The sequence below is a fragment of the Gemmobacter fulvus genome, from assembly GCF_018798885.1.
Taxonomy (GTDB): domain Bacteria; phylum Pseudomonadota; class Alphaproteobacteria; order Rhodobacterales; family Rhodobacteraceae; genus Gemmobacter; species Gemmobacter fulvus.
The window spans coordinates 2,697,339-2,722,540 of the sequence record NZ_CP076361.1; the positions used below are offsets into that span (position 1 = coordinate 2,697,339).

At 65.1% G+C, this 25,202-nt stretch carries 15 protein-coding genes; 12 read left to right on the forward strand and 3 right to left on the reverse strand.

Annotation, left to right across the window (positions count from 1 at the left end; all coding sequences use genetic code 11):
- Window positions 1–218 precede the first annotated feature (218 nt).
- Window positions 219–2,720, forward strand: a complete 2,502-nt coding sequence (locus tag KM031_RS13090) for a cation:proton antiporter (protein ID WP_215506085.1) — start codon at window positions 219–221, stop codon at window positions 2,718–2,720.
- 12 nt (window positions 2,721–2,732) lie between these two features.
- Here KM031_RS13090 and KM031_RS13095 read toward each other — a convergent pair whose 3' ends face one another.
- Window positions 2,733–3,443 (reverse strand): LuxR C-terminal-related transcriptional regulator, encoded by a 711-nt coding sequence (locus tag KM031_RS13095; RefSeq protein WP_215506086.1) that lies wholly within the window; start codon window positions 3,441–3,443, stop codon window positions 2,733–2,735.
- Window positions 3,444–3,537: 94 nt separating this feature from the next.
- Window positions 3,538–5,769 carry a sensor histidine kinase gene (locus KM031_RS13100; RefSeq protein ID WP_215506087.1) on the reverse strand — a complete coding sequence of 744 codons (2,232 nt, stop codon included), beginning with the start codon at window positions 5,767–5,769 and terminating at the stop codon, window positions 3,538–3,540.
- Window positions 5,770–6,042: 273 nt separating this feature from the next.
- Here KM031_RS13100 and KM031_RS13105 point away from each other — a divergent pair, with 273 nt between their 5' ends.
- On the forward strand, window positions 6,043–9,132 hold the full coding sequence (locus KM031_RS13105; RefSeq protein ID WP_215506088.1) for a calcium-binding protein: 3,090 nt from the start codon (window positions 6,043–6,045) through the stop codon (window positions 9,130–9,132).
- A 65-nt stretch (window positions 9,133–9,197) separates the two neighbouring features.
- On the opposite strand, the gene dnaE is transcribed toward KM031_RS13105, so the two are convergent.
- Entirely contained in the window at window positions 9,198–12,647 is a 3,450-nt protein-coding gene (gene dnaE, locus KM031_RS13110; protein ID WP_215506089.1) for a DNA polymerase III subunit alpha, read from the reverse strand.
- Between the two features lie 218 nt (window positions 12,648–12,865).
- On the opposite strand from dnaE, the gene xdhA reads away from it, so the two are divergent.
- The 10 genes from xdhA to KM031_RS13160 all read left to right on the forward strand — a co-directional run bounded on the left by xdhA (window position 12,866) and on the right by KM031_RS13160 (window position 25,146).
- Window positions 12,866–14,269, forward strand: a complete 1,404-nt coding sequence (xdhA, locus tag KM031_RS13115; protein WP_215506090.1) for a xanthine dehydrogenase small subunit — start codon at window positions 12,866–12,868, stop codon at window positions 14,267–14,269.
- Window positions 14,266–16,695 (forward strand): xanthine dehydrogenase molybdopterin binding subunit, encoded by a 2,430-nt coding sequence (xdhB, locus tag KM031_RS13120; RefSeq protein ID WP_215506091.1) that lies wholly within the window; start codon window positions 14,266–14,268, stop codon window positions 16,693–16,695. Before xdhA ends, xdhB begins: the two co-directional genes overlap by 4 nt.
- Window positions 16,688–17,635 carry a xanthine dehydrogenase accessory protein XdhC gene (gene xdhC, locus KM031_RS13125; protein ID WP_215506092.1) on the forward strand — a complete coding sequence of 316 codons (948 nt, stop codon included), beginning with the start codon at window positions 16,688–16,690 and terminating at the stop codon, window positions 17,633–17,635. The genes xdhB and xdhC overlap by 8 nt, the downstream gene beginning before the upstream one ends.
- Entirely contained in the window at window positions 17,632–19,161 is a 1,530-nt protein-coding gene (locus KM031_RS13130; RefSeq protein WP_215506093.1) for an ABC transporter ATP-binding protein, read from the forward strand. The genes xdhC and KM031_RS13130 overlap by 4 nt, the downstream gene beginning before the upstream one ends.
- Window positions 19,162–19,263: 102 nt before the next feature.
- On the forward strand, window positions 19,264–20,346 hold the full coding sequence (locus KM031_RS13135) for an ABC transporter permease (protein WP_215506094.1): 1,083 nt from the start codon (window positions 19,264–19,266) through the stop codon (window positions 20,344–20,346).
- Window positions 20,343–21,275, forward strand: coding sequence for an ABC transporter permease (locus KM031_RS13140; protein ID WP_215506095.1), 933 nt, complete (start codon window positions 20,343–20,345; stop codon window positions 21,273–21,275). Before KM031_RS13135 ends, KM031_RS13140 begins: the two co-directional genes overlap by 4 nt.
- A gap of 50 nt (window positions 21,276–21,325) precedes the next feature.
- On the forward strand, window positions 21,326–22,408 hold the full coding sequence (locus tag KM031_RS13145; RefSeq protein ID WP_215506096.1) for a BMP family ABC transporter substrate-binding protein: 1,083 nt from the start codon (window positions 21,326–21,328) through the stop codon (window positions 22,406–22,408).
- A 119-nt stretch (window positions 22,409–22,527) separates the two neighbouring features.
- Window positions 22,528–23,604: an NAD(P)/FAD-dependent oxidoreductase gene (locus KM031_RS13150; RefSeq protein WP_215506097.1), complete on the forward strand. Its 1,077-nt coding sequence runs from the start codon at window positions 22,528–22,530 to the stop codon at window positions 23,602–23,604.
- On the forward strand, window positions 23,601–24,236 hold the full coding sequence (locus tag KM031_RS13155) for a DUF938 domain-containing protein (protein WP_215506098.1): 636 nt from the start codon (window positions 23,601–23,603) through the stop codon (window positions 24,234–24,236). Before KM031_RS13150 ends, KM031_RS13155 begins: the two co-directional genes overlap by 4 nt.
- A 97-nt stretch (window positions 24,237–24,333) precedes the next feature.
- Entirely contained in the window at window positions 24,334–25,146 is an 813-nt protein-coding gene (locus KM031_RS13160; protein ID WP_215506099.1) for a glycoside hydrolase family 25 protein, read from the forward strand.
- Window positions 25,147–25,202: the final 56 nt, after the last annotated feature.

Here is a 25,202-nt window from a genome sequence, read left to right on the forward strand (position 1 = left end):
CGGGCTCTCTGCGGCTCAGGTGGGGCCGAACACCACGGCCAGACCCGGCGCAACCGAGTCACCCCAAGTCATGCTGCACTGCGGCGCTGCATTTGCGGGTTACGCCGCACACGCATTGGTCGCGGGATGTTACAGGATCGGCAATTTTCGCCGCGCGGCAGCCGGTCGGCTGCGGCAAAGGCTTTCGCGCCCCCGGCGCTGGGCCTATCTTGCGCGCCATGGATATTGTTCTGCTTGTTTCCGCCAGTGCCGCCCTGTTTGTCGTCATCGCCTTGTCAGAGCCGGTGGCCGAACGCTTGCGGCTGCCTTATTCGGTGGTGCTGGCGGTGGTCGGGGCCACGCTGGGGGCGCTGGCCGTCGGCCTGCGCAGCACCATGGGCGCAGAGCTGGGGCCGGAAATCGTGGCGCTGCTGTCGCTGCCGATCCGGTCATCGGTCTTCCTCTATGTGTTCCTGCCGACGCTCATATTTCAGGTTGCGCTGGGCCTTGATCTCAGGCGGATGCTGGATGACTGGGTGCCGATCCTTGTGATGGCGGTGGCGGCGGTGCTGGTGGCGACGCTGTTCATCGGCGGGGCGCTGGCCCCGTTCAGCCAGATGAGCCTGCTGGCCTGCTTTCTGATCGGGGCCATCGTGTCGACCACGGATCCCTCGGCGGTGGTGTCGATCTTCCGCAGTCTGGCGGCCCCGCAGCGGCTGGCGCGGATTGTCGAGGGCGAAAGCCTGCTGAACGATGCGGCGGCAATTGCGCTGTTCGGGTTCTTTCTCAGCTTCGTGATGGCGGGGGTGCCGAACCCGACGCTGGAGGACGCGTTCATCGGCCTGCCCAGCATCATTCTGGGGGGGATGCTGACCGGCTGGGTGATGGCGCGGATTGCCCTCGTCGCCATGGTGATGCTGGGGGCCTATCCGCTGGCGCAATTGTCGCTGTCGGTGGCCATTCCCTATGCCACCTATGTGATTGCCGATCATGTGCTCGGGGCCTCGGGCGTGGTGGCGGTGGTGGTGGCGGGCATGACGCTGAACTGGCTGGGGCCGGGGCGTCTGGCACCGGCAACCTGGGTCAACCTGCGCGAAGTCTGGGATCTGCTGGCGCATTGGGCGGGGGCGCTGATCTTCGTGCTGGCCTCGCTTCTGATCCCGCGGCTGCTGGCGGATGCGCGGCTGTGGGATGTGCTGCTGGTGATCGTGGTCATTCTGGCGGCGACATTGGCGCGGGTGGTCATGCTCTGGGGCGTGCTGCCCTTGCTGGCGCGGCTGCGGGTCTCGCCGCAGGTGGAGCGGCCCTATCGTATCGCCATCCTCTGGGGCGGGTTGCGCGGCGCGGTGACGCTGGCACTGGCGCTGGCAGTCACCGAAAACCTGCGCGTGCCTGCCGACATCCGGCGCGAGGTGGGTATCCTTGCCACCGGCTATACGCTGTTCACGCTGTTTGCGCAGGGCACCACGCTGCGCCATGTGATCCGTCGGCTGGGGCTGGCCAAACTGACGCCGCTGGATCTGGCACTGTCGCGGCAGGTGATCGCCGTGGCGCTTCAGAACGTGCGCGAGGAGGTGGCGGATACGGTCAAGGAACACAGCCTCAGCCGCGATATCGTGCGGTCCGAGGCGAAACGCTTTGGCCAGAGGCTCGATCAGGCGGTGTCGCTGGCCGAAGAGGGCAGCGAGATCAAGCAGAAAGACCGCATCACGCTGGGCCTGCTGGCATTGGCCGGACGCGAGCGTGATCTGGTGCTGGAGGCGTTCCGGGAACAGGAAATCGCCTCGGGCCGGGCCGAGCAGATGCTGACCGATGTGGACCGTCTGATCGAACTCACGCGGCTGGCCGGGCGGATCGGCTATCGCCGGGCGGCGCGGCGGGGCCTCGGCTATGGCCGCCGCTACCGGCTGGCGGTGGCGGCGCATAACCGGCTGCGCATTTCTCCGCCATTGGCGCAGATGACGGCAAGCCGCTTTGACATCCTGATGAACCAGCGGCTGATCCTGCGTGAATTGCACGGCTATATCGACGGCAAGATCCGCCGGATCCACGGCAAGCGGGTGGCGGATCTGCTGCATCAGGTGCTGACCGGGCGCGAAGAGGACACCGCGCAGGCGCTGGAAGGGCTGCGCCTGCAATATCCGGGCTATGCCGAAGAGATGGAGCGCCGGTTCATCCGCCGTCTGGCCCTGCGCATCGAAGAGCGGGAATATGACTCGCTGCTGAAAGACGGGCTGATCGGCAAGGAACTGCATGTCACGCTGCGGCAATCGCTGGCCGAGGCGCGGCGCAGGCTGAACCAGCGCCCCCGGCTGGATCTGGCGGTGCAGAAAAGCGCCATGCTGCGGCAATTGCCCGCGCTGGCCGGGCTGGATGCGGCGCAGCTGCGGATGGTGCAAAAGCGCATTGCCACGGTCTATGCGCAGCCCGGTGATGTGCTGATCCGCAAGGGCGATCCGGCGCGGCACGTCTATTTCATCGCCTCGGGCGCGGTGGAGGTGGAGTTTGCCGGGCAGGTGCAGCGCCTGGGCCGGGGCGAGATGTTCGGCCAGCTTGGCATCCTGACCCGCCGCCCGCGCCGCGCCCAGATCACCGCGATCACCCATTGCACTCTGTTGAGCCTGGATGAGGTGCGCTTCCTTGATCTGCTGTCGCGCAACCAGACGCTGCGGCAGGCGGTCGAGGAAAGCACCACCCGCCGGGGGCTGATGACGGCGGGCGGCGAAGATCGGGCAGCCTGACGCGCCCCGATCTCAGATCAGGCCGCGCCGGTCGGCTGCCAGCGCCGCTTCGGCCCGGCTGGAGATATTGAGCTTACGATAGATGGATTTCGTGTGCGTGGCACAGGTATTGGCCGAAATGCCCAGAGTGCCGGCAATGTCGCTCATCGTCAGGCCCTTGCCCAAAAGCCGCAGCACATCCTGTTCGCGCTGGGTCAGGCAGACATCCTCGCCGGTGGCGGGCGGCCGACGCGGGGCGGGGCTGAGCATCTTGAAATGCGCGATCATACGCTGGGCGATGCGCGGCGAAATCGGCGGTTCGCCCTGTTCGATGCGGCGGAACTGGTCGGTCAGGCTGGCGGTTTTCACACCCTTCAGGATATATCCCATCGCGCCCGCCGCCAGCGCATCGAACAGCGAGGCGTCATCCTCGAATATGGTGATGACCACCGGCAGGGTCTGCGGCAGGTGCAGGGCGATGGCGCGAATGATCTCCACCCCGTTGCCATCCGGCAGATCCAGGTCGATCAGCGCGAAGTCATAGCTGCGCGCGGATGTGAACAGCAGCGTGCGCGCCTCGGCGCAGGTTGCCGCCGTATCAATGACCGCGCCGGTCAGCGTGGCGGCCAGGGTTTCGCTGATCCAGTTGCGGGTTTCGCGGTTGTCATCCAGCACCAATGCCTGAAGCGGCCTGCCATCACGCGGCGGCGGTCTGCTGGCATCGGTGTCGCGCTGAAAGGTCATGTCTGTCCGGGGGCTTGGCGGCAGGGGGGCACTGGCAAGGCAGGCAACGCTTACGGGTTTGACAGTGCCGTCTTGGCGGCCTTGCTGCAAGGGGTCAGAGGTCTTGCGGCGTCAGCTGTGGCAACGGCACAAGGGGCAGGCGCAGCTCCAGCCGATAGAGGCCCGCAGGCAGATCCGGACCCGCCTTGGCCTGACCATGCAGGGCGGCGGCGCGGGCGCGGATATTGGCCACCCCATTGCCGCGCAGCGATGATGGCGGGGCGTAGGCCTCGTCCGGTGCCAGCGGGTTTTCGATCCTATGAACCAGCATCCCGTCACGCAGGTCGGTCTGCACCCGGATCGGCCCGGCCCCGCCATGGCCGAGCGCATTCGACAGGGCCTCGCGGTGCATGGCGGTAAAGTTGCGGTGCAGGTCATAGGCCAGCGCAACATTGGCCTCATCCGCCGATCCCAGCGGCCAGATCAGGCTGCGGCCATGCGCCTCGGCGCGGTTGCGGCTTTCGGCCCGCATCTCGCCGATCAGGGTTTCCAGCGTCACTTCGCGCCCCGCCAGCCCCGAGGCGATCTGGCGCAGATCGGCCAGCGCATCGACCAGAAACTCTTGCCGCTTGCCCTCGTCGCGGCTGTGCAGGCTGGACAGCAGGCGCGAGCCGACATCGTCATGCAGATCACGCGCAATGCGGCGGCGTTCCTGATGTAGCGCGGTTTCATAGGCGGCACGGTCGCGTTCTGCGGCGGTTACAAGATCGGACATCTGCGCCACAAGGGCGGCGTCGGCACTGTTGAACAGACGCCGTCCGCCCTCGGCATAGCTGAGCCGCAGCGCGGGCGCGCCGCCCTGTGCGGGCACCTCCAGCGCCAGCCCTTCGGCCCCGATCACTGGCTGGGTCGGGCCATCCACCAGCGCCTCTTGATGGAGCGGCGTGAACAGCCGGTGCAGCAGCGCGGTCCAGGCAGAGGATTTTGCCGCCTGACCGATCTGGAAGGCGACAGAGACGGTTTCGCCATAGATCATCGCCAGATCCGGGCGTTTCGGCGCCAGCCAGCGGTCAAACACCCGGTCGCGCAGCGGAAAATACACCAGCCCGACCAGCGCCACCGCCGAGGCCAGCGAGGCAGGCCCCGACAGGCTGAGCGACAGCAGCACCCCCAGATCCACCAGCACCAACAGCCCGATCATCGCCATGTGGAACAGCACACGCCAGGCCCAGCGATCCAGATCGAACAGGCGATAGCGGGCCAGTGCAAGCGCGGTGCCGACGTAAATCGCGCAGAGCGGAATGAAGGCCATGCCCTGCGACATGATGCCGTCCCGCTCCAGCGCGACGGGCAGGGCGACCAGCAGAACAAACACACCAGAGCCCAGCAGGAACGACAGGCCCAGCCAGCGCAGCGCCGCACGGTCGGCCGGGCGGCGGCGGGTGGCGCGCAATTGCGCCACCACCAGCGCGAGAATGATGCAGAAGATCAGCCCCACCGCGTTTTGCGGGCGCACCACCTCATGCGGCAAAAGCTGCAAGCGATAAAGCAGCAGCGCGGCGATGATCAACCCGCTTGCCAGATGCACCCAGACCCATGCCAGAACCGGGCGCGGATAACGCGCAAACAGTGCGATCATGCCGATGCCGAAGAAATAGGTCGCGGCGTGATTGCAGACCGACAGCAGCGCCATCAGCTGCGGCTCCATCACCAGACTGCGGCTGGAATAGAGGGCGGCGGCATAGGCCGCGCCGCCCACGCCCAGACCGGCGATGATGAAACCCGCGAGACCTTCGGGAGCGGTGCCCGCATGAACCGCGCCGCGGCGCAGCGCCAGAAAGAACGCGGCAATCACCAGAACCACAAAGCCGGTGGCCAGTTGTACCCAGAACACCGGCGGCAGATCCGCAAGCGTGCTGCGCAGGCGCACCGGAATCCCGGCGCTGACCACGCCGCCCGTGGTGCTGTCGGTAAAGGACAGGCGCAGACTGCCGCCGCTGGCCGCTGCCTGCCGGGTCAGCTGCCACAAGCGGCCCTGATCGGCGTAAAAGCGGGAAATGCCGTCATAGGATCCCAGCATGTCGGGATCCTCTATCAGCAGGTCAGGGCGCAGCGGGACGCCGTCCTGCCCATCCGACGCGGCGGGCAGGATCGCCAGCGCCGTGCCGCTGTGCTGCTGGCCCGCCACCTGCATCACCTGCACAGCCGAGCCGTCAGGGGCGGCAACCAGCGTCATGTCCAGATGCGGTTGCGCCAGCCGCAGCACCAGCACGGTGATGGTCAGCGCCAGCACCGCCGCCAGCACCATCGCCAGCCGCACCATCGGCACACGCAATTCAGAAACCATGGGCCAGACCCGCTTTCCATCTGTCCGCGCGCCGCAAGCGCCGCGCTGCCCGTTTCACTGCCATGTCATTGGTCCCCCGCCAAAAAAGGATACTGCATGACGCTACGGGATCAACCCTGTTGATCGGAACGGCGGGCCTTTGCAAATTTGTATCGGCACAAGACATGCCTCAGGTTGCAAAACGGCGGCACTCACCTGTTCGGGTGATGGGTTTATGGCGGAAATTGGGCCATAGGCTCAAACAAAAGCAATCCGTTTCCCTTGGGAGGAACCATGGCATTTCTGAACGGAACCAGTGGCAGAGACACGATCGTCGGCACCGACGATTTTTTTGACCAGATCAATGCGATGGAAGAAAATGATCGTGTGACCGGGGGCTTCGGCTTTGACAATGTGCTGGGCGGCGATGGCGACGATACCATTTTCGGCGGTTTTCAGGGCGATGTGCTGTCGGGCGACGCCGGGGCGGATTCGCTGAACGGCGGCAGCGGCAATGACAACATGAATGGCGGCGACGGCGCGGATACGCTGATCGCGGGCAGCGGCAGCGACACGCTGGGCGGCTTTGGCCAGCCCTATACAATGCTGAGGGGCGATCTGGTCGATGGCGGATCGGGCTTCGACACGCTGATGCTCGATTATGCGACGCTGGCCTCGCGGCTGAACATCTCGATCAAGGACTGGATCATCCAGCAGACGCTGACCGGCAATGTGCGGGTGAAAGGGGTGGAGAATTTCCACATCGGCGGCACCGCGCTGGCCGACCGGATCACCGGCGGCATGAACAACGATCTGCTGAATGGCCGCGATGGTGCGGACGTGCTGAAGGGCGCGGGCGGCAATGACTCGCTTCAGGGCGGCGCGGGCAATGACAATCTGAGCGGCGGCATGGGTCATGATTACATGACCGGCGACGACGGCAATGACCTGCTGCATGGCAACGAAGGCTATAACCAGCTTTATGGCGGGTTGGGCGATGACACGCTGCGCGGCGATTACATGGGCTATTACGACGGCGGCGATGGCAATGACAGCCTCGTCGGCGGCATCCATACCGACCAGATGTATGGCGGGCTGGGCAATGACAAGCTCTATGGCGGCGTGGGCGATGACCGGCTGTCCGATACGCAGGGCAGTGACCTGCTGGATGCCGGGGCCGGCAATGATCAGGTGGATATCTCGTATAACGAGGGGCGCGACACCCTGCGCGGCGGCGCGGGCGAAGACCGGCTGGTGCTCACCTATCTCACCGGCAATTTCATCGCCAAACCGGCCGGGCAGGTGCTGACGATTGCCGGGGGCACCACGATCACCGGCTTTGAACATTACAACATCAGCACCACCGGCGAGCAGGGTAATGTCATCACCACCTTGGGCGGCAATGACACGATCAGCGGCGGCTTTGGCAATGACAAGCTGACCGGCGGCGGCGGTATGGACTATCTGGACGGCGGCAGCGGCAAGGACAGCGTTTTTGGCGGTGCGGGTGATGACCATGTGTCGCTCGGGGCTGGCGGTGCGGATAGTGCCGAGGGCGGCATCGGCACCGATACGCTGTCCATTTCGCGCTATGGCGAAACGGCCAATTTCACCCTGAACATCACCGGCGCGAACGCCCGGCTGAACGACGGCACTACTGGCAAATCGTTCGAGCGGTATTCGGTCAGCTTCGGATCGGGCAATGACAAGATCGCCTCGGTGGGCTCCGCGCTGAGCATGCAGGCCTATGGCGGCGACGGCAATGACACGCTGCTCGGCACCAACGGCGATTACGACTGGCTGAGTGGCGGCAATGGCAATGACAGCCTGACCGGCAATGGCGGCCACGACAATCTGGATGGCGGCCTGGGCGACGACACGATGATCGGCGGCGCGGGCAATGACACGTTCAACGATTACGGCGGCACCAATATCATTGACGGTGGCGCGGGCAACGAGCTGGTCTATGTCGATGATGGGTATGGCGGCGAGGTCGGCAATTACGACATCACGCTGGGGGCGGGCGATGATTCGGTGAGCCGGGGCTATCGCGCCTCGGGGCAGTTCACCGCGAATGGCGGGTCGGGCACCGATCTCGTCAACCTCTCGCTGTCGTCGCAGACCAATGACCTCGTGTTCACGCTGGCCAACCGGGTAACCATTCTGGGCGGGCTGGTCGATCTGACCGGGTTCGAGCGGGTCACGCTCAACAGCGGGCTGGGCAATGACCGCCTGAAGGGCGGCGCGCTGGGCGATACGTTTGACGGCGGGTCGGGCAATGACCGGCTGGAAGGCATGGGGGGCGATGACTCGCTGACCGCAAGCGCGGGCGTCGATAAGGTCTATGGCGGCGCGGGCAATGACACGCTGAATGGCGGTGGCATCTATGCCGAGGATGTGGGCGACCTGCTGGATGCCGGTGCGGGCAATGACACGGTGTATATGGGGCGTGGTGCCACCGCGATCGGCGGTGCGGGCAAGGACATGCTGACGCTGAACCTGGGCAACCAGACGGCTGATTACACGCTCAAGCTGCTGGCAGCCGGGGTGCAGAGACTGGATGCGGTGACCAAGGTTTCGGGGTTCGAGGCGCTGAACTATACGGGCAGTCAGGGCAAGGACAATGTGACCGCCGGGGCCGAAACCGATTTCCTCAACGGTCATGCGGGCAATGACACGCTGCGTGGCGGCGGTGGCACCGATTACATCTATGACGGCGCGGGCAACGATCTGGTGCAGGGCGATGCGGGCGACGATCTGCTGTATCGCACCGATGCCACCGGCAGGGATATCTTCGACGGCGGCGCGGGCACGGATACCTTTACCTTCCAGAGCTATGTGAACTCGGCGGTGCTGGATCTGCTGGATGCGCGTCAGAATGACGGGCAGGCCAAGGGTCTGACGCTGCGCAATGTCGAAAAGATCGTGGGCAGCTCGGCGGATGATGACCTGCGCGGCAGCAACAAGGCTGACATCTTCGATGGCAGCGGCGGTGATGACGTGCTGATGGGCCGTGGCGGCAATGACGTGCTGACGGGCGGCGGCGGCGATGACTGGCTGACCGGCGGGGCAGGGGCCGACAAGTTCGTGTTCGACTATAATTCCCGCGGTCTCAATGGCGACGTGATCACCGATTTCACGCGCGGCACCGACAAGCTGGTGCTGGACCCCTATGCCTTCGCGATGAATACGCAGACCGGCATCCGTCTTGTGACCGGGGCGGATCCGGTGGCGCGCGAACTGGCCCCGACCTTCCTGTTCGAAAGCGATACCGGGCGGCTCTGGTATGATCCCGATGGAAAGGGCGAATATGCCGAGGCCGAATTCATTGCGCTGCTGCAAGGGGTCAAGACCCTGACAACCAGCGATTTCGCATTCCTGTAAGCAGGAGCCGACATTTCATGACGCCAGCGCGGGGAGAGATCCCCGCGCTTATTGTTTCTGTGCCATCACGCCTCTTCCACCATCAGCACACCATTCATCGCCTTGATCGCGCCCTTGATCTGCGGGCTGACCGGATAGAGATCGGGCAGCGCCAGATCAATCTCGCGGCCCTGATCGTCGGGAATGCATAGGGTGATCTGGCCCTTGATCCGTGACGGCTCGATCCGCGCCAGCAGCGTGGCAATCGAGGCGGCGGCTTCGGGTTTGGTGATATGCACGCGCAGATTGCTGCCGCCCGCCTCGGCGGCGACGGCATCAATCGGCTGCGCGCCGCGCGCCAGAAGCTTCAGCGTATCGCCTTCCAGATTGGCCTCGACCGTGAGCACGACATTCTTGCCCGGCTCCAGAAAATCGCGGCATTGCTCCAGCGTGTCGGAGAACACCGTGACTTCGTAAAGCCCTGTCGGATCAGACAGTTGCACAAAGGCAAAGCGATTGCCCTTGGCCGATTTGCGCTCTTGGCGGCTGCTGACCGATCCGGCCAGCTTGCCCACCACCGGCCCCCGTTCGCAGGCAGCGGTCAGTTCGGTCAGCGTCAGCACCTTCTTGCGCTTGAGCGGGCCCATGTAATCATCCAGCGGGTGCCCCGACAGATAAAAGCCGATCGCCTGATGTTCTTGGGTCAGCCGCTCCACCGGCAGCCAGTCATCCCGGCTGGACAGGCGCGGCTCGGGCAGATCGGCCCCGGCCTCGCCGAACAGGCTGACCTGACTGGAGGTTTTCGCCTCGTGGATCGCCGCCGAATAGGCAACCAGCGCGTCCAGTGCCTCGAACACGCGGGCGCGGTTGGGGTCGATCCGGTCAAACGCCCCGGCGCGGGCCAGCATTTCCAGCGGCCGCTTGCCAACGCGTTTCAGATCCACCCGCCGGGCAAAATCGAACAGCGTGGCAAAGGGTTTCTCGCCCGTATCGGTCTTGCGCGCCTCGACGATCATCTTCATCGCCTCGACGCCGACATTCTTCAGCGCGCCCAGCGCATAGACCACCTGCCCGTCGACCACGGTAAAGGTGGCAAGGCTGGCATTGACGCAGGGCGCCACCGTCTTGATGCCGAGCTTGTCGACCTCGCGCTTGTAGATGGCCAGCTTGTCGGTCAGGTGAATATCGCAGTTCATCACCGCAGCCATGAATTCGACCGGGTAATTCGCCTTCAGATAACCAGTCTGATAGCTGACCACCGCATAGGCGGCGGCGTGGGATTTGTTGAAGCCGTAGTTGGCGAATTTCTCCAGCAGGTCAAAGACCTCGCCCGATTTCTTGGCGTCGATATTGTGGGTCTTCTTCGCGCCTTCGATGAATTTCGGTCGCTCCTTCGCCATCTCCTCGGCAATCTTCTTGCCCATGGCGCGGCGCAGCAGGTCGGCGCCGCCGAGGCTGTAGCCGCCCATGACCTGCGCAATCTGCATCACTTGTTCCTGATAGACGATGATGCCCTGCGTTTCGGCCAGAATATGGTCGATGGTCGGGTGAATCGATTCCAACTCGCGCAGGCCGTTCTTCACCTCGCAATAGACCGGAATGTTTTCCATCGGGCCGGGGCGATACAGCGCAACAAGCGCCACGATATCTTCGATACAGGTGGGTTTCATGCGCCGCAGCGCATCCATCATGCCGCTGGATTCCACCTGAAACACCGCCACGGTCTTGGCGGCGGCATAAAGCTCATAGGTCGGCTTGTCGTCCAGCGGGATCAACGAGATGTCCAGTGTGATGCCGCGCAGCTTCATCAGGTCCAGCGCGTTCTGGATCACCGTCAGGGTTTTCAGGCCCAGAAAGTCGAACTTCACCAGCCCCGCCGCCTCGACCCATTTCATGTTGAACTGGGTGGCCGGCATGTCCGAGCGCGGATCCTGATAGAGCGGCACCAGCGCATCCAGAGGCCGGTCGCCGATCACCACCCCGGCGGCATGGGTGGAGGCGTTGCGCAGCAGCCCCTCGATCTGCTGGCCATAGGTCAGCAGCCGGTCCACCACCTCTTCGGCCTTGGCGGCCTCGCGCAGGCGCGGCTCATCGGCCAGCGCCTTGACGATGGAGACCGGCTTCACCCCTTCGACCGGGATCATCTTCGACAGCCGGTCCACCTGCCCATAGGGCATCTGCAACACCCGGCCCACATCGCGCACGGCGGCTTTGGACAGAAGCGCGCCGAAGGTGATGATCTGCCCCACCTTGTCGCGCCCGTATTTCTCTTGCACATAACGGATCACCTCCTCGCGGCGATCCATGCAGAAGTCGATGTCGAAGTCGGGCATCGACACCCGCTCCGGGTTCAGGAAGCGTTCGAACAGCAGCGCATAACGCAAGGGATCCAGATCGGTGATGGTCAGCGCATAGGCGACAAGGCTGCCCGCGCCCGACCCCCGCCCCGGCCCCACCGGAATGTCGTGATCCTTGGCCCATTTGATGAAATCGGCCACGATCAGGAAGTAGCCGGGAAAGCCCATCTTCTCGATGATGCCCAGCTCGAAATCCAGCCGCGCCTGATATTCTTCGGGCGTCACGGCATGGGGAATGATGGCAAGGCGGCGCTGCAACCCTTCATTGGCCTGACGGCGCAATTCCTGCACCTCGTCATCGGCGAATTTCGGCAGGATCGGGTTGCGCTTGGCCGCCTTGAAGGCACAGCGTCGCGCAATCTCCACCGTGTTCTCCAGCGCCTCGGGCAGATCTGCGAACAGCGCGCACATCTCGGCTTCGGATTTGAAATAATGCTGCGGCGTCAGCCGACGGCGCGGTCCGGTCTGATCGACATAAGCGCCTTCCGCGATGCAGATCAGCGCGTCATGCGCCTCATACATCTCGGTCTTCGGGAAATAGACATCATTGGTCGCCACCAGTGGCAAGGCCTTGGCATAGGCCAGCTCCAGAAACCCGCGTTCGGTGGCAGCCTCGGCCTCCATCAGCCGCCCGCCCTCGCCGGGGTGGCGCTGCAGCTCGATGTAGAACCGGCCCGGATAGATGCCCGCCAGCCGCTCCATCAGCGCCTCGGCCTTGCTGTTCTGCCCGGCCTGCACCAGCTTGCCCAGCGGCCCCTCGGCCCCGCCGGACAGGCAGATCAGCCCCTCGGCATGAGTCGACAGCTCTTCAACCGTCACCTGCGGCAGCTGCCCGCCCTTGCCGATATAGAGGCAGGAGTTCAGCTTCATCAGGTTCATGTAGCCCGGCTCGGACTGCGCCAGCAGCACCAGCGGCGCAGGCCCGCGCGGCTTTTCCCCGGGGGCGGCCGGATCATAGGCCAGGCTGATCTGACAGCCGATGATCGGCTGCACCCCGGCCCCGCTCGCCAGCGTGGAAAATTCCAGCGCGGCGAACATGTTGTTGGTATCGGTCACCGCCACGGCGGGCATGGCGGCGGCGGCACACAGCCCCACCAGCTTTTTCACCGGCACCGCGCCTTCCAGCAGCGAATATTCGGTATGCACTCTCAGATGGATGAATCGCGGATGTTCTGACATGCGCATAGCCTAGCGGAGCGTCAGGGGCAGCGAAAGGGCGGGTGATTTTTCGGCAAAGCGCGAAACTGCTTTCGGCATCGGCTGAAAGGTAATGCTTGCTATGGTGCCATGGCGCGGTGTTCATGGAAGATAGCAAAGAACAGGGCGCGTGCCTCGCTTTACGCCGCATCGGGCGGGCACGCAACAGCCTCAGGGGGAGAAGGCGGCGGGTTAAATTGATGTCCGAGATCGCGTTTCTGCTGAATGGAACGCCGGTGCGTGTACAAGGGGGCTCCCCGACACGCACTCTTCTGGATTTCCTGCGCGAAGATCAGGGTCTGTGCGGCACCAAAGAGGGCTGCAACGAAGGCGATTGCGGCGCTTGCACCGTGATGGTCACCGATGCCCGGGGGCCACGCGCGCTGAATGCCTGCATCCTGTTCCTGCCGCAATTGCAGGGCAAGGCGGTGCGCACGGTCGAAGGGATCAGTGGCCCGGATGGGGCCCTGCATCCGGTGCAACAGGCGATGATCGACCATCACGGCAGCCAATGCGGCTTCTGCACCCCGGGGTTCATCACCTCGATGGCGGTGGCGCATCTGCAAGGCCGCGCCGACCATGATGTGACGCTCGCAGGCAATCTCTGCCGCTGCACCGGCTATGCCCCGATCATCCGCGCCGCCGAAGCCGCCGCCACGGCCCCGGTGCCGACGTGGATGACCACCGATGCGGCTTTCACATTGGCAGAAATATCCCCGGAGGGGTCCGGGGAGGCAGGCAGCCTCCCCGGCGCTGTCCGCCCGCAGACCGCCGACGAGCTGGCCGACTGGTATGCCGCCCACCCCGAGGCCACGCTGATTGCAGGCGCAACCGATGTCGGGCTCTGGGTCACGAAAGAGCTGCGCAGCCTGACCGAGGTGGCGTTTCTGAATGGCATAACCGATCTGCAAAACCTCACCACCGAAGGCGACACGATCCGCATCGGGGCCGGTGTCACGCTCACCGATCTGCGCGCAGGCTTGGCCGGGCCGCATCCGCAATTTGCGGCGATGCTGAGCCGTTATGCCTCGGAACAGGTGCGCAATGCGGCGACGATCGGCGGCAATATTGCCAATGGCTCGCCCATCGGTGACGGCCCGCCTGCGCTGATCGCGCTGGGGGCGGTGCTGCATCTGCGCAAGGGGGCCACCCGGCGCAGCCTGCCGCTGGAGGATTTTTTCCTTGATTACCGCAAGCAGGATCGCCAGCCCGGCGAATTTGTCGAGGCGGTGACGATCCCGGCCACCGCCCCCGGTCTGCGCTGTTACAAACTGTCCAAACGCTTCGATCAGGATATTTCTGCCGTGCTGGGCTGTTTCAATCTGAGCGTGGAACAGGAGGTGATCACCTCGGCCCGCATCGCCTTTGGCGGCATGGCGGGCATCCCCAAACGTGCCCGCGCGATGGAGGCGGCGCTGATCGGCCAGCCCTTTGGCCTTGCCGCCTTCGCGGCGGCGAAAGCCGCCTGCGCACAGGATTTCACGCCACTGTCCGATATGCGCGCCTCGGCAGCCTATCGGCTGGAGGCTGCGGGCAATCTGGCGCTGCGCTATTTCCATGATCTGAGCGGCACTGCCGCCTCTGTGCTGGAGGTGCGGGCATGAGTCTGGGCAAACCGCTGCCGCATGACGCGGCCCCGCTGCATGTGACCGGGCAAGCGCGTTACACCGATGACATCCCGCTGCCTGCGGGGGCGCTGCATCTGGCTTTCGGCCTGTCCACCTGTGCGCATGGCGACATCACGGCGCTCGATCTGGCAGCGGTGCGGGCCGCCCCCGGTGTGGTTGCGGTGTTTTCCGCCGCCGACTGGCCCGAGATGCCCGATTGTTCGCCCTCGGTGCAGGACGAGCCGCTGCTGGCGGTGGGGCAGGTGTACTATGTCGGGCAGCCGGTGTTTCTGGTGGTGGCTGACAGCCATCTGGCGGCGCGCCGGGCGGCCCGGCTGGGCTGCATCACCTATGCCGAGCGCCCGGCGCTGCTGACGGTGGAGCAGGCGCTGGCCGCCAATTCGCGGTTCGAGGACGGGCCGGTGGTCTGGGCGCGCGGCGATGCGGCGGCGGCCATTGCCGCGGCACCGCATGTGATCAGCGCCGAGATGGAGGTCGGCGGACAGGAGCATTTCTATCTGGAAGGCCAGATCGCCGCGGCCCTGCTGCAAGAGGGTGGTGATATGGTGGTCTACAGTTCCACCCAGCACCCGACCGAGATCCAGCACAAGGTCGCCCATGCCCTGCATCTGCCGATGCATGCCGTGCGGGTGGAGGTGCGGCGCATGGGCGGCGGCTTTGGCGGCAAGGAAAGCCAGGGCAATGCGCTGGCGATTGCCTGCGCGCTGGCGGCTCGGGCGACCGGGCGGCCCTGCAAGATGCGCTATGACCGCGACGATGACATGATGATCACCGGCAAGCGGCATGATCTGAAGATCCGCTATCGCGCTGGATTCGATGAGACCGGCCTTTTGGCGGGGATCGAGTTCCAGCACCTGTTCCGCTGCGGCTGGAGCCAGGATCTGAGCCTGCCGGTGGCCGACCGGGCGATGCTGCATGCCGACAATGCCTATCATCTGGCGCATGTGCGCATTGAAAGCCATCGCCTGAAAACCAACACCCAAAGTGCCACCGCCTATCGCGGGTTCGGTGGCCCGCAGGGGGTGGTGGGGATCGAGCGGGTGATGGATCACATCGCCCATTGCCTGAAGCTGGATCCGCTTATGGTGCGGCGGCGGAATTTCTATGCGGAAATGACCGAAGGGGGGCTTTCTGCCCCCCGCGCCTCCGGCGCGCCCCCCGAGGATATTTTTGCCAAGATGAAAGCGGGGGCGTTTCGGGCAGAAGCCTCGGGCACGGGGCGGCGATATGGCGCGGAACATTCCCCGCAGCTGGAGGTAGCGCAGACCACGCATTACCACATGCCGGTCGAGGATTTCATTGGCCGCGCTTTGGTAGCGGATCTGGAGCGGCGGTCAGACTATCAGGCGCGGCGCGCCGAGATCGCGCGCTGGAATGCCGCCAGCCCGATCCTGAAGCGGGGGATCGCGCTGACCCCGGTGAAGTTCGGCATTTCGTTCACGCTGACCTTTCTCAATCAGGCCGGGGCTCTGGTGCATGTGTATCAGGATGGTTCGATCCATCTGAACCATGGTGGCACCGAGATGGGGCAGGGGCTGTTTCAGAAGGTGGCGCAGGTGGCGGCCTCGGTGTTCGGGGTGCCGGTGTTGGCTGTGAAAATCACCGCCACCGATACTGGCAAGGTGCCCAATACCTCGGCCACCGCTGCGTCCTCGGGATCGGATCTGAACGGCATGGCGGCGCAGGCGGCCTGTGTCGCGATCCGCGACCGGATGGCGGCGCATCTGGCGGAGACCCATCAGATCAGCCCGGAGGCGGTTGTGTTTGCGGCGGGGCGCGTCGGGGTGGGGACGGCGGAGTACAGCTTTGCCGAGGCGGCGGCGGCGGCCTATCAGGCACGGGTGTCGCTATCTGCCACCGGCTATTACGCCACACCCAAACTGCAATGGGATCGCAAGCGCGGTGCGGGGCGGCCCTTTCTGTATTTCGCCTATGGTGCGGCGGTCAGCGAAGTGGTGATCGACACACTGACCGGCGAGAACCGCATTCTGCGGACCGATATTCTGCATGACACCGGCAGCAGTCTGAACCCGGCGCTGGATATCGGGCAGGTGGAGGGGGCCTATGTGCAGGGGGCGGGGTGGCTGACCACGGAAGAACTGGTCTGGGATGACAGCGGGCGTCTGCGCACCCATGCGCCCAGCACCTACAAGATTCCCGCCTGCTCTGACCGCCCGCCAGTGTTCAACGTGGCTTTGTGGGAGCGCCCGAACCCTGAGGCGACGGTGGGCAAATCCAAGGCGGTGGGTGAGCCACCGTTCATGCTGGGCATTTCGGTGCTGATGGCACTGTCGGATGCGGTGGCGGCCTGTGGCGATGGCACGATCTATCCGGCGCTGGAAGCCCCGGCCACGGCAGAGCGGGTGTTGTGGGCCGTGCAGCGGCAGCACGGCCATGTTTGATCGCGCGGGGCTTGTGACGGCGGTGGCGGCGCAGGGGCGGGTTGCCCGGGTGGTGATTGCGGCCTTTGACGGATCGTCGCCGCGTGAGGTGGGGGCGGCAATGCTGGTCTGGCCCGGCGGGCAAAGCGGCACCATCGGGGGTGGCGCGCTGGAGTTTCAGGCGGTGGAGCGGGCGCGGGCCTTGTTGGCGCAGGGTGGGCCGCTGCGGGTGGACCGGGTGCCGCTTGGGCCGGCGCTGGGGCAATGCTGCGGCGGTGCGGTGACGCTGGTGACCGAGCTGTTTTGTGCAGAGACGGCGGCGGCGCTGCTGCATGAGGTGATCGCCCGACCGCTGCGCGCCGCGCCGATGCCATTCGCGGTGAAGCGTTTGCTGGCGCGGGCGCGGGCAGAGGGTGTGCTGCCCGAACCACAACTGCTTCAGGGCTGGTGGGTCGAACCGGTGGCGCGACCGCAGCGCCATCTGTGGATCTGGGGCGCGGGCCATGTGGGGCGGGCCCTAGTCGGGGTGCTGGCGCCTTTGCCGGGCGTGGCGCTGACCTGGGTGGATACCGCCCCGGACCGTTTTCCCGAGGCGGTGCCCGAGGGTGTGACGGTGCTGCCCGCCGCCGATCCGGCTGCCCTTGTGGCTTATGCGCCGGGCGGGGCCGAACATCTGGTGCTGACCTATTCCCATGCGCTGGATCTGGAACTGTGCCACCGGCTTTTGGCGCATGGGTTCCGGCATCTGGGGCTGATTGGATCTGCGACCAAGGCGGCACGGTTCCGGGCGCGGCTGCAGGATCTGGGGCATTCTGCGGCGGCGATTTCACGAATTGCCTGCCCGATGGGCGACAAAAGCCTTGGCAAGCACCCGCAAGCGATTGCCCTTGGCGTCGCCGTCGCCTTTCTGCGACAGGGAGAGAACAGACAAGGCATCAACCGCGGGGAGATGGCGGGATGACAAATGGCGAGACGCTGTTGCGCGTCGAGGGTGTGACCAAGGCCTATCCGGGGGTGGTGGCCAACAGTGACGTGTCCTTCACCATCAAGGCGGGGGAGGTGCATGCGCTGCTGGGCGAAAACGGCGCGGGCAAATCGACGCTGGTCAAGATGATCTACGGGCTGGTCAAACCCGACAGCGGCAGGATGACCCTGCGCGGCCAGCCCTATGCCCCGACCGAGCCGCGCATGGCGCGGGCCTCGGGGGTGGCGATGGTATTTCAGCATTTCTCGCTGTTCGAGGCGCTGAACGTGGCCGAAAACGTGGCGCTGGGCATGGAACACCCGCCGAAGATGGGGGCGCTTGCCACGCAGATCCGCAATGTGAGCGCGGCTTATGGCCTGCCGCTCGATCCGGCGCGGATGGTGGGCGATCTGTCGGCGGGCGAACGGCAACGGGTGGAGATCATTCGGTGCCTGTTGCAGGATCCCAAACTGCTGATCATGGACGAGCCGACCAGTGTGCTGACCCCGCAAGAGGTGGAGATCCTGTTCCGCACCCTGCGGCTGTTGAAATCCGAAGGCACGTCGATCCTGTATATCTCGCACAAGCTTGAGGAAATCCGGGCGCTGTGTGACGAGGCGACGATCCTGCGGCGTGGCAAGGTGGTGGCCACCTGTACCCCGCGCGACCGCTCCGCGCGCGAGATGGCGGAGCTGATGGTGGGGGCGACCCTGACCCCGCCCGCCCGCAGTGGCAAGGCCAAGGGCGGTGTGGTTCTGGAGGTGGCAGACCTGTCGGTCGCCTCGCCAATCCCTTTTGGCACATCGTTGAAACATATCGGCTTTTCGGTGGCGCGCGGCGAGGTTCTGGGCATTGCGGGCGTGGCGGGTAATGGGCAGGATGAATTGCTACTGGCGCTGTCGGGCGAGCTGACCACCACCCGCGATGCAGTGCGGATCGACGGGCAGGGCATGGGCGATCAGGGGCCGGTGGCCCGGCGGCGCGCCGGTCTTGTGGCCGCCCCCGAGGAACGGCTGGGCCATGCGGCGGCCCCGGACATGAGCCTAGTGGAAAATGCCCTGCTGTCGGGGGCAACACGCAAGGGGTTGGTGCGCAACGGCTTTATCGACTGGCCTGCGGCGCAGAGCTTTGCGGCGGGAATCGTGGCCGAGTTTGACGTGCGCACCCCGGGCACCCATGTGGCGGCGCGCGCGCTGTCGGGTGGGAATTTGCAGAAATTCGTGGTGGGACGCGAATTGTCGCAAGACCCCACGGTGATCGTGATCAACCAACCCACCTGGGGGGTGGATGCGGCGGCGGCGGCGGCGATCCGGCAGGCGATCATCGACCGGGCGGCGGCAAGCGCCGCGGTGGTGGTGATCAGCCAGGATCTGGACGAGCTGCTGGAGGTTGCGGACAATTTTGCCGCCCTGAACGCGGGCCGCCTGACCAGCCCGCGCCCGGTGCAGGGGCTGACCATTGACGAGATCGGGCTGATGATGGGCGGTGCGCATGGCATGGAGGGGGCGCAGCATGGGGTGTGAGGCGAGAGCGGCAGGGGGGCTGTCTGCCCCCCTCTTGGCCTGTGGCCAATTCACCCCCCGAGGATATTTGGGCCAAGATGAAATCATGGGGGAGGGCGCGGGATGCTGACACTGGAAAAACGCCCCTCGCCCTCGGTGTTCTGGAGCCGGGCCACACCGCTGCTGGCGGTGGCGCTGACCATGGTGGCGGGTGGGTTGATGTTCGCCATTCTGGGCAAGAACCCGTTGGAGGCGATCCGCACTATCTTCTGGGATCCGCTGTTTGGCGAGTTTGCCTGGTATCTGCGCGGGCAGTTGCTGGTGAAGGCGGGGCCGCTGATCCTGATTGCGGTGGGGCTGAGCCTTGGGTTTCGGGCCGGGATCTGGAACATTGGTGCCGAGGGCCAGTATATCATGGGCGCGATTTTTGGCGCGGCGGTGGGGCTGGCGGTGTTTCCCACTGAAAACCGGCTGATCTATCCGGTGATGGTACTGGCCGGGGCCTTGGGCGGCTGGATCTGGGCGATGATCCCGGCGATTCTGAAAACGCGGTTCAATACCAATGAGATCCTTGTCTCGCTGATGCTGGTCTATGTGGCGCAGACGGTGCTGGCGATGGCGGCGACGCGGTTTCTGCGCAATCCGGAAGGCGCGGGTTTTCCCGGCAGCCGCAATTTTTCGAGCTTCCCTGCGGCAGCCAACCCGGAACTGATCGCGGGCAGCGGTCTGCATTGGGGCGGCGTGGCGGCGCTGGCGACGGTGGTGGCGGCCTATGTGCTGTTGCAGCGGCATATTCTGGGCTTCCACATCAAGCTGTCGGGGCAGGCACCGCGCGCGGCACGCTATGCGGGCGTCAGCCCGAACCGGCTGGTGGTGCTGTGCATGGGCATTGCCGGGGCGCTGGCCGGTGTGGCCGGTCTGTTCGAGGTGACGGGGCCTGCCGGGCAGATCACCATTGATTTCAACGTAGGTTATGGGTTCACCGCCATCATCGTGGCCTTTCTGGGCCGCCTCAACCCGCTGGGGATTCTGCTGGCGGGGCTGCTGATGGCGCTGACCTATATCGGGGGCGAGATGGCCTCGACCAATCTGGGTCTGCCGTCGGCCGCCATTCAGGCCTTTCAGGGGATGCTGCTGTTTTTCCTGCTGGCCTGTGACGTGCTGACGAATTTCCGGATCCGGTTCACAAAGCGGGAGAGCGCATGATGTTTGGGGGTATTGATCCGACGCTGCTGATTGCCTCGCTGATGGTGGCCTCGGTGCCGATCATGCTGGCGGCGATCGGCGAGCTGGTGGTGGAGAAGGCGGGGGTGCTGAACCTCGGGGTTGAGGGCATGATGATCATGGGGGCCGTGGTCGGGTTCGTGGCGGCGGTCAAGACCGGCAGCCCGGTTCTGGGCTTTCTGGGCGGGGCGGCGGGTGGCGCGTGCCTTGCCCTTGTCTTTGCCTTTCTCACACAATTCCTGCTGGCAAATCAGGTGGCAACCGGCCTTGCCTTGACGCTTTTCGGCCTTGGCCTGTCATCGCTGATCGGGCAGAGCTTTGTCGGGCAGCGCCCGCCGCTGACCGGCGATGTGCCCTTCGGGCCTCTGGCCGATCTGCCGGTGCTGGGGCGCATCCTGTTCCAGCATGATTCGCTGGTTTATGTGTCGATTCTGGCGGTGGCGGCGGTCTGGGCAGTGCTGAAATTCACCCGGCTGGGGCTGATCCTGCGGGCGGTGGGCGAAAGCCATGAGGCGGCCCATGCATTGGGCTACAAGGTGCGGCGGATCCGTGTGCTGGCGATCCTGTTCGGCGGGGCGATGGCGGGATTGGGCGGGGCCTATCTGAGCCTGATCCGCGTGCCGCAATGGACCGATGGCATCACCGCAGGCGCGGGCTGGATTGCGCTGGCGATTGTGGTCTTTGCCAGCTGGAAGCCGTGGCGTGTGCTGCTGGGTGCCTATCTTTTTGGCGGAATTACCGTGCTTCAGCTTAATCTCCAGGCGGCCGGGGCCAAAATTCCCGTCGAATACTTGTCGATGTCCCCCTATCTGATAACCATCCTTGTATTGGTCATCATGTCCAGCGGCCGGGGCAAAGCGGCGCTCAATGCGCCTGCAAGTCTGGGCCAGAACTTTCACGCTGCCCGGTAAGGCGGCCAATCAGCAACGGGGCCGGCAAGGCCCCTCAGGGAGTGATCTGAATGAAACGCAGACATCTGCTCGCGACGGCGGCTCTGGGTCTTGGGCTTGTGACCAGCGGCGCTGCCATGGCGCAAGACAAGACAAAGGCCTGCTGGGTCTATGTCGGGCCGATCGGCGATCTGGGCTGGTCGTATCAGCACCATCAGGGCCTTCTGGCCGTGGAGGCGGCTTATGGCGACAAGGTGGAAACCGCCTATCAGGAAAGCGTGCCGGAAGGTGCGGATGCCGAACGGGTGCTGACGCAGATGGCGCTGTCGGGCTGTGACATCATCTTTACCACGTCCTTCGGTTACATGGATGCGACCAACGCGGTTGCTGCCAAATTCCCCGATGTGAAATTCGAACATGCGACCGGGTTCAAGCGCGAGCATCCCAACGTCTCTACCTATAACGCGCGCTTCTATGAAGGCCGCGCCGTGATGGGCACGATTGCGGGCCGCATGACGAAATCGAACAAGATCGGCTATATCGGGTCTTTCCCGATTCCCGAGGTGGTTCAGGGCATCAACGCCAGCTTCATCCATGCGAAAAAAGTGAACCCGGCGGTCGAGATCAAGGTCGTCTGGGCCTATACTTGGTTTGATCCGGCGAAAGAGGCGGATGCGGCCAAGGCGCTGATCGAACAGGGCGTGGATGTGATTCTGGCCCATACCGACAGCACCGCCCCGCTGGCCGAGGCGCAAAAGACCCCCGGTGTGATCGGGTTCGGTCAGGCCTCTGACATGATTGATTACGCGCCCTCGCCGCGGGTGTCGTCTATCATCGACAACTGGGCGCCTTATTATGTGAAACAGGTCGGCGCGGTCATGGATGGCACCTGGGCACAGACTGACACCTGGGCCGGGATCGGCGATGGTGAGGTGGAGATTGGCGCGATCACCGAGGCCGTGCCCGCCGAAGTGAAGGCTGAGGCCGAGGCGCTGGCCGCCTCGATCGCGTCGGGGGCCTATCATCCGTTTACCGGGCCGCTGAAAAAGCAGGACGGTTCGGATTGGCTGGCCGAAGGGGCGGTGGCCGATGATGGCACGCTGGCCGGCATGAATTTCTTCGTCGAAGGCATCGAGGGCGAAATTCCGAAGTGACCGGCAGCGATTGGTAACAGAAGGCCCGGGTTTCGCGGGCCTTTTTTATTCTGCATATCCGTCGCATGGACAGGGCCGACCCTCTTCCCTTTGTCATTTGATCAAGTATTCTGCCTGACATGAAACATGATTTTCTCATTATCGGCGGCGGCATCGCGGGAATTTCGGCGGCTGCCGAACTTTCGGAATTGGGCTCGGTTCTGGTGCTGGAGGGCGAGGCGCATCTGGCGCATCATGCCTCTGGCCGTTCTGCCGCGCTGTTTGAACCGCGCTATGGCATGGCCCCTGTTGTGGCACTGTCGCTGGCGTCGGAAGCGCCTTTTCGCGCCATGCCCGGCATGTTGGCCGAGCGTGGCCTGATGATTCTGGCCCGCGCCGATCAGGCGGAGGTCTTTGCACGGGATGTGGCGGGCTTTGGCCTGTCTGACATCAGCGTGGCAGAGGCGCGCGGGATGGTGCCGATTCTCAGCCCCGACGCCGTGGCCTTTGCCGCCGTCGCCGATCACGCCTGGGATATTGATACCGATCTGCTGATCCAGACCCATGCCAAGCGGCTGCGCGGCAATGGTGGCACGGTGCTGACCAAGGCAGCGGTCAGCGCCATTACCCGTGTGCCGGGCGGCTGGCAGGTCCAGTCCGCAGCAGGCGTGCATGAGGCGCGGATCCTGATCAACGCAGCCGGGGCCTGGGTGGACCGGATCGCCGCGATGGCCGGGGTGCAGCCCATCGGCTTTACGCCCTATCGCCGGTCGATGGCCCGGCTGCCCGCACCGGGTGGCCATGATGTGAGCCGCTGGCCGATGCTCTTCGGTGCGGGTGAAAGCTGGTATGCCAAGCCCGATGCCGGGGCGCTGATCGTCTCGCCCGCCGAAGAACATGCGATGGATCCGCACGATGCCTGGGCCGATGACATGGTTCTGGCCGAAGGTCTGGCCCGCTACGAAGAAATGGTGACAGAGCCGGTAACCCGGCTGATTGCCAATTGGGCTGGGCTGCGCACCTTCTCGCCCGACCGCGTGCTGGTGATCGGACCGGATGCGCGCCAGCCCGATTTCTTCTGGCTGGCGGGGCAGGGCGGTTATGGCTTCCAGACCTCGCCCGCCGTCGCCCAACTGGTCGGGGATCTGATCGGCGGGCGCGGATCGGTCTTGCCGGAGGCGCTGCGCGCGCAACTGTCGCCCGCGCGCTTTGCATGAGCCTGCGCTTGCCGGACAGCGGCGCCGAAACCGATGTGGCGGGCCGCCGCCACGCGCCCTCGGCGGCGCGCAATGCAGCCCCGCTGGCCGATCTGTTGCGCGACGTGCTGCCCGCCTCGGGCCGCCTGCTCGAACTCGCCTCGGGCACCGGCCAGCATGCGGCAGCGCTGAGTGCGGCGCTGCCCGGCTGGATCTGGCAACCGAGTGAGGTCAATCCGGCGCTGTTCGCTTCGATCCGCGCCTGGGCGCAAGATGCGCCCCGCATCCTGCCGCCAATTGGCCTAGATGCGGCGCAGCCGGGCTGGGCCGCCCCTCTGGGCCAGTGGGACGCCGTGCTGCTGGTCAATCTGCTGCATCTGATTCCGCAGGGGGCTGCAAGCACCGTGCTGGAGGGTATGGCCGCCGCACTCGCCCCGGCGGGCCGGGCGGTGATCTACGGTCCCTTCCTGCGTCAAGGCCAGACCACCAGCCCCGGCGACGCCGCCTTTCATGCCGATCTGCAGGCGCAGGATCCGGCCATCGGCTACAAGGAGCTGGACTGGGTGTCAGACCGGCTCGCCGCCGCCGGGCTGACCCTGCAGTGCCACACCATGCCCGCGAACAATCTGGCGCTGGTGGCGACACGCGGCTGATCCGCCGACCACAGGCGCGGCGATGATTTCAGGGCGTGACAAGCGGCAAGCTCTGGGCTTTGATGCCAGCCCAAACCGTTCCCAGTCCGAGGTTTTCATGCGCCTGTCCCCCCTGCTGCTGATCGCAAGTCTCACCGGCCTTCTGGCGGCCTGTGGCGGCGGCCCGTCGCCCCGCCCCGAGGCCCGCCCCGCCGTGGCGGTCGCGCCGGATCAGATCACGGTGGCCAATTTCGGGGATGCCGCACCACACCCCTGGGGCCCGGAAACACCGCAAAGCCATGCGGTGCACGGGATTGACGTGGCCCGCTTCCAGACCTCGGTCGATTGGCCGCTGGCACGGGCGAACGGCGTGAACTTCGCCTTCATCAAGGCCACCGAAGGCGGCGACCGGGTGGATGCGCTGTTCGACAGCCATTGGCGCGGCGCGGCGCGGGCAGGCGTGCGGCGCGGCGCCTATCACTTCTTCTACCATTGCCGGGCCCCGGAAGAACAGGCCGCATGGTTCATCCGCAATGTGCCCAAACGCGCCGGAGATCTGCCGCCGGTGATCGACATGGAATGGACGCCCGACAGCCCGACCTGCACCATCCGCCGCCCGGCGACCGAGATCCGCGCCGATGCCGCCACGCTGATCCGCCTGTTCACCCAGCATTACGGCACCGCGCCGATCCTCTACACCACCGTCGATTTCTATGAAGACAATCAGATGTGGCGGCTGAAAGGCGTCGATTTCTGGCTGCGCTCGGTCTCGGCGCATCCGTCCGACCGCTATCCGGGCCAGCACTGGACTTTCTGGCAATATACCTCCACCGGCCTTGTGCCGGGGATCGCGGGCAACACCGACATCAATGCCTATGCAGGCAGCGCCGCAGATTGGGGCCGTTGGCTGGCCAGCCGCGCCCAACGCTGAGCCCCCGTTCATCTTGGTAAAAATATCCCCGCCGGAGGCGACCCGAGGGGATCCGG

What these genes read in the sequence shown, in the direction of transcription:
- KM031_RS13090 (WP_215506085.1), top strand. Translation starts at nt 219, where the DNA reads ATGGATATTGTTCTGCTTGTTTCCGCCAGTGCCGCCCTGTTTGTCGTC.
- KM031_RS13095 (WP_215506086.1), bottom strand. Translation starts at nt 3,443, where the DNA reads ATGACCTTTCAGCGCGACACCGATGCCAGCAGACCGCCGCCGCGTGAT.
- KM031_RS13100 (WP_215506087.1), bottom strand. Translation starts at nt 5,769, where the DNA reads ATGGTTTCTGAATTGCGTGTGCCGATGGTGCGGCTGGCGATGGTGCTG.
- KM031_RS13105 (WP_215506088.1), top strand. Translation starts at nt 6,043, where the DNA reads ATGGCATTTCTGAACGGAACCAGTGGCAGAGACACGATCGTCGGCACC.
- dnaE (WP_215506089.1), bottom strand. Translation starts at nt 12,647, where the DNA reads ATGTCAGAACATCCGCGATTCATCCATCTGAGAGTGCATACCGAATAT.
- xdhA (WP_215506090.1), top strand. Translation starts at nt 12,866, where the DNA reads ATGTCCGAGATCGCGTTTCTGCTGAATGGAACGCCGGTGCGTGTACAA.
- xdhB (WP_215506091.1), top strand. Translation starts at nt 14,266, where the DNA reads ATGAGTCTGGGCAAACCGCTGCCGCATGACGCGGCCCCGCTGCATGTG.
- xdhC (WP_215506092.1), top strand. Translation starts at nt 16,688, where the DNA reads ATGTTTGATCGCGCGGGGCTTGTGACGGCGGTGGCGGCGCAGGGGCGG.
- KM031_RS13130 (WP_215506093.1), top strand. Translation starts at nt 17,632, where the DNA reads ATGACAAATGGCGAGACGCTGTTGCGCGTCGAGGGTGTGACCAAGGCC.
- KM031_RS13135 (WP_215506094.1), top strand. Translation starts at nt 19,264, where the DNA reads ATGCTGACACTGGAAAAACGCCCCTCGCCCTCGGTGTTCTGGAGCCGG.
- KM031_RS13140 (WP_215506095.1), top strand. Translation starts at nt 20,343, where the DNA reads ATGATGTTTGGGGGTATTGATCCGACGCTGCTGATTGCCTCGCTGATG.
- KM031_RS13145 (WP_215506096.1), top strand. Translation starts at nt 21,326, where the DNA reads ATGAAACGCAGACATCTGCTCGCGACGGCGGCTCTGGGTCTTGGGCTT.
- KM031_RS13150 (WP_215506097.1), top strand. Translation starts at nt 22,528, where the DNA reads ATGAAACATGATTTTCTCATTATCGGCGGCGGCATCGCGGGAATTTCG.
- KM031_RS13155 (WP_215506098.1), top strand. Translation starts at nt 23,601, where the DNA reads ATGAGCCTGCGCTTGCCGGACAGCGGCGCCGAAACCGATGTGGCGGGC.
- KM031_RS13160 (WP_215506099.1), top strand. Translation starts at nt 24,334, where the DNA reads ATGCGCCTGTCCCCCCTGCTGCTGATCGCAAGTCTCACCGGCCTTCTG.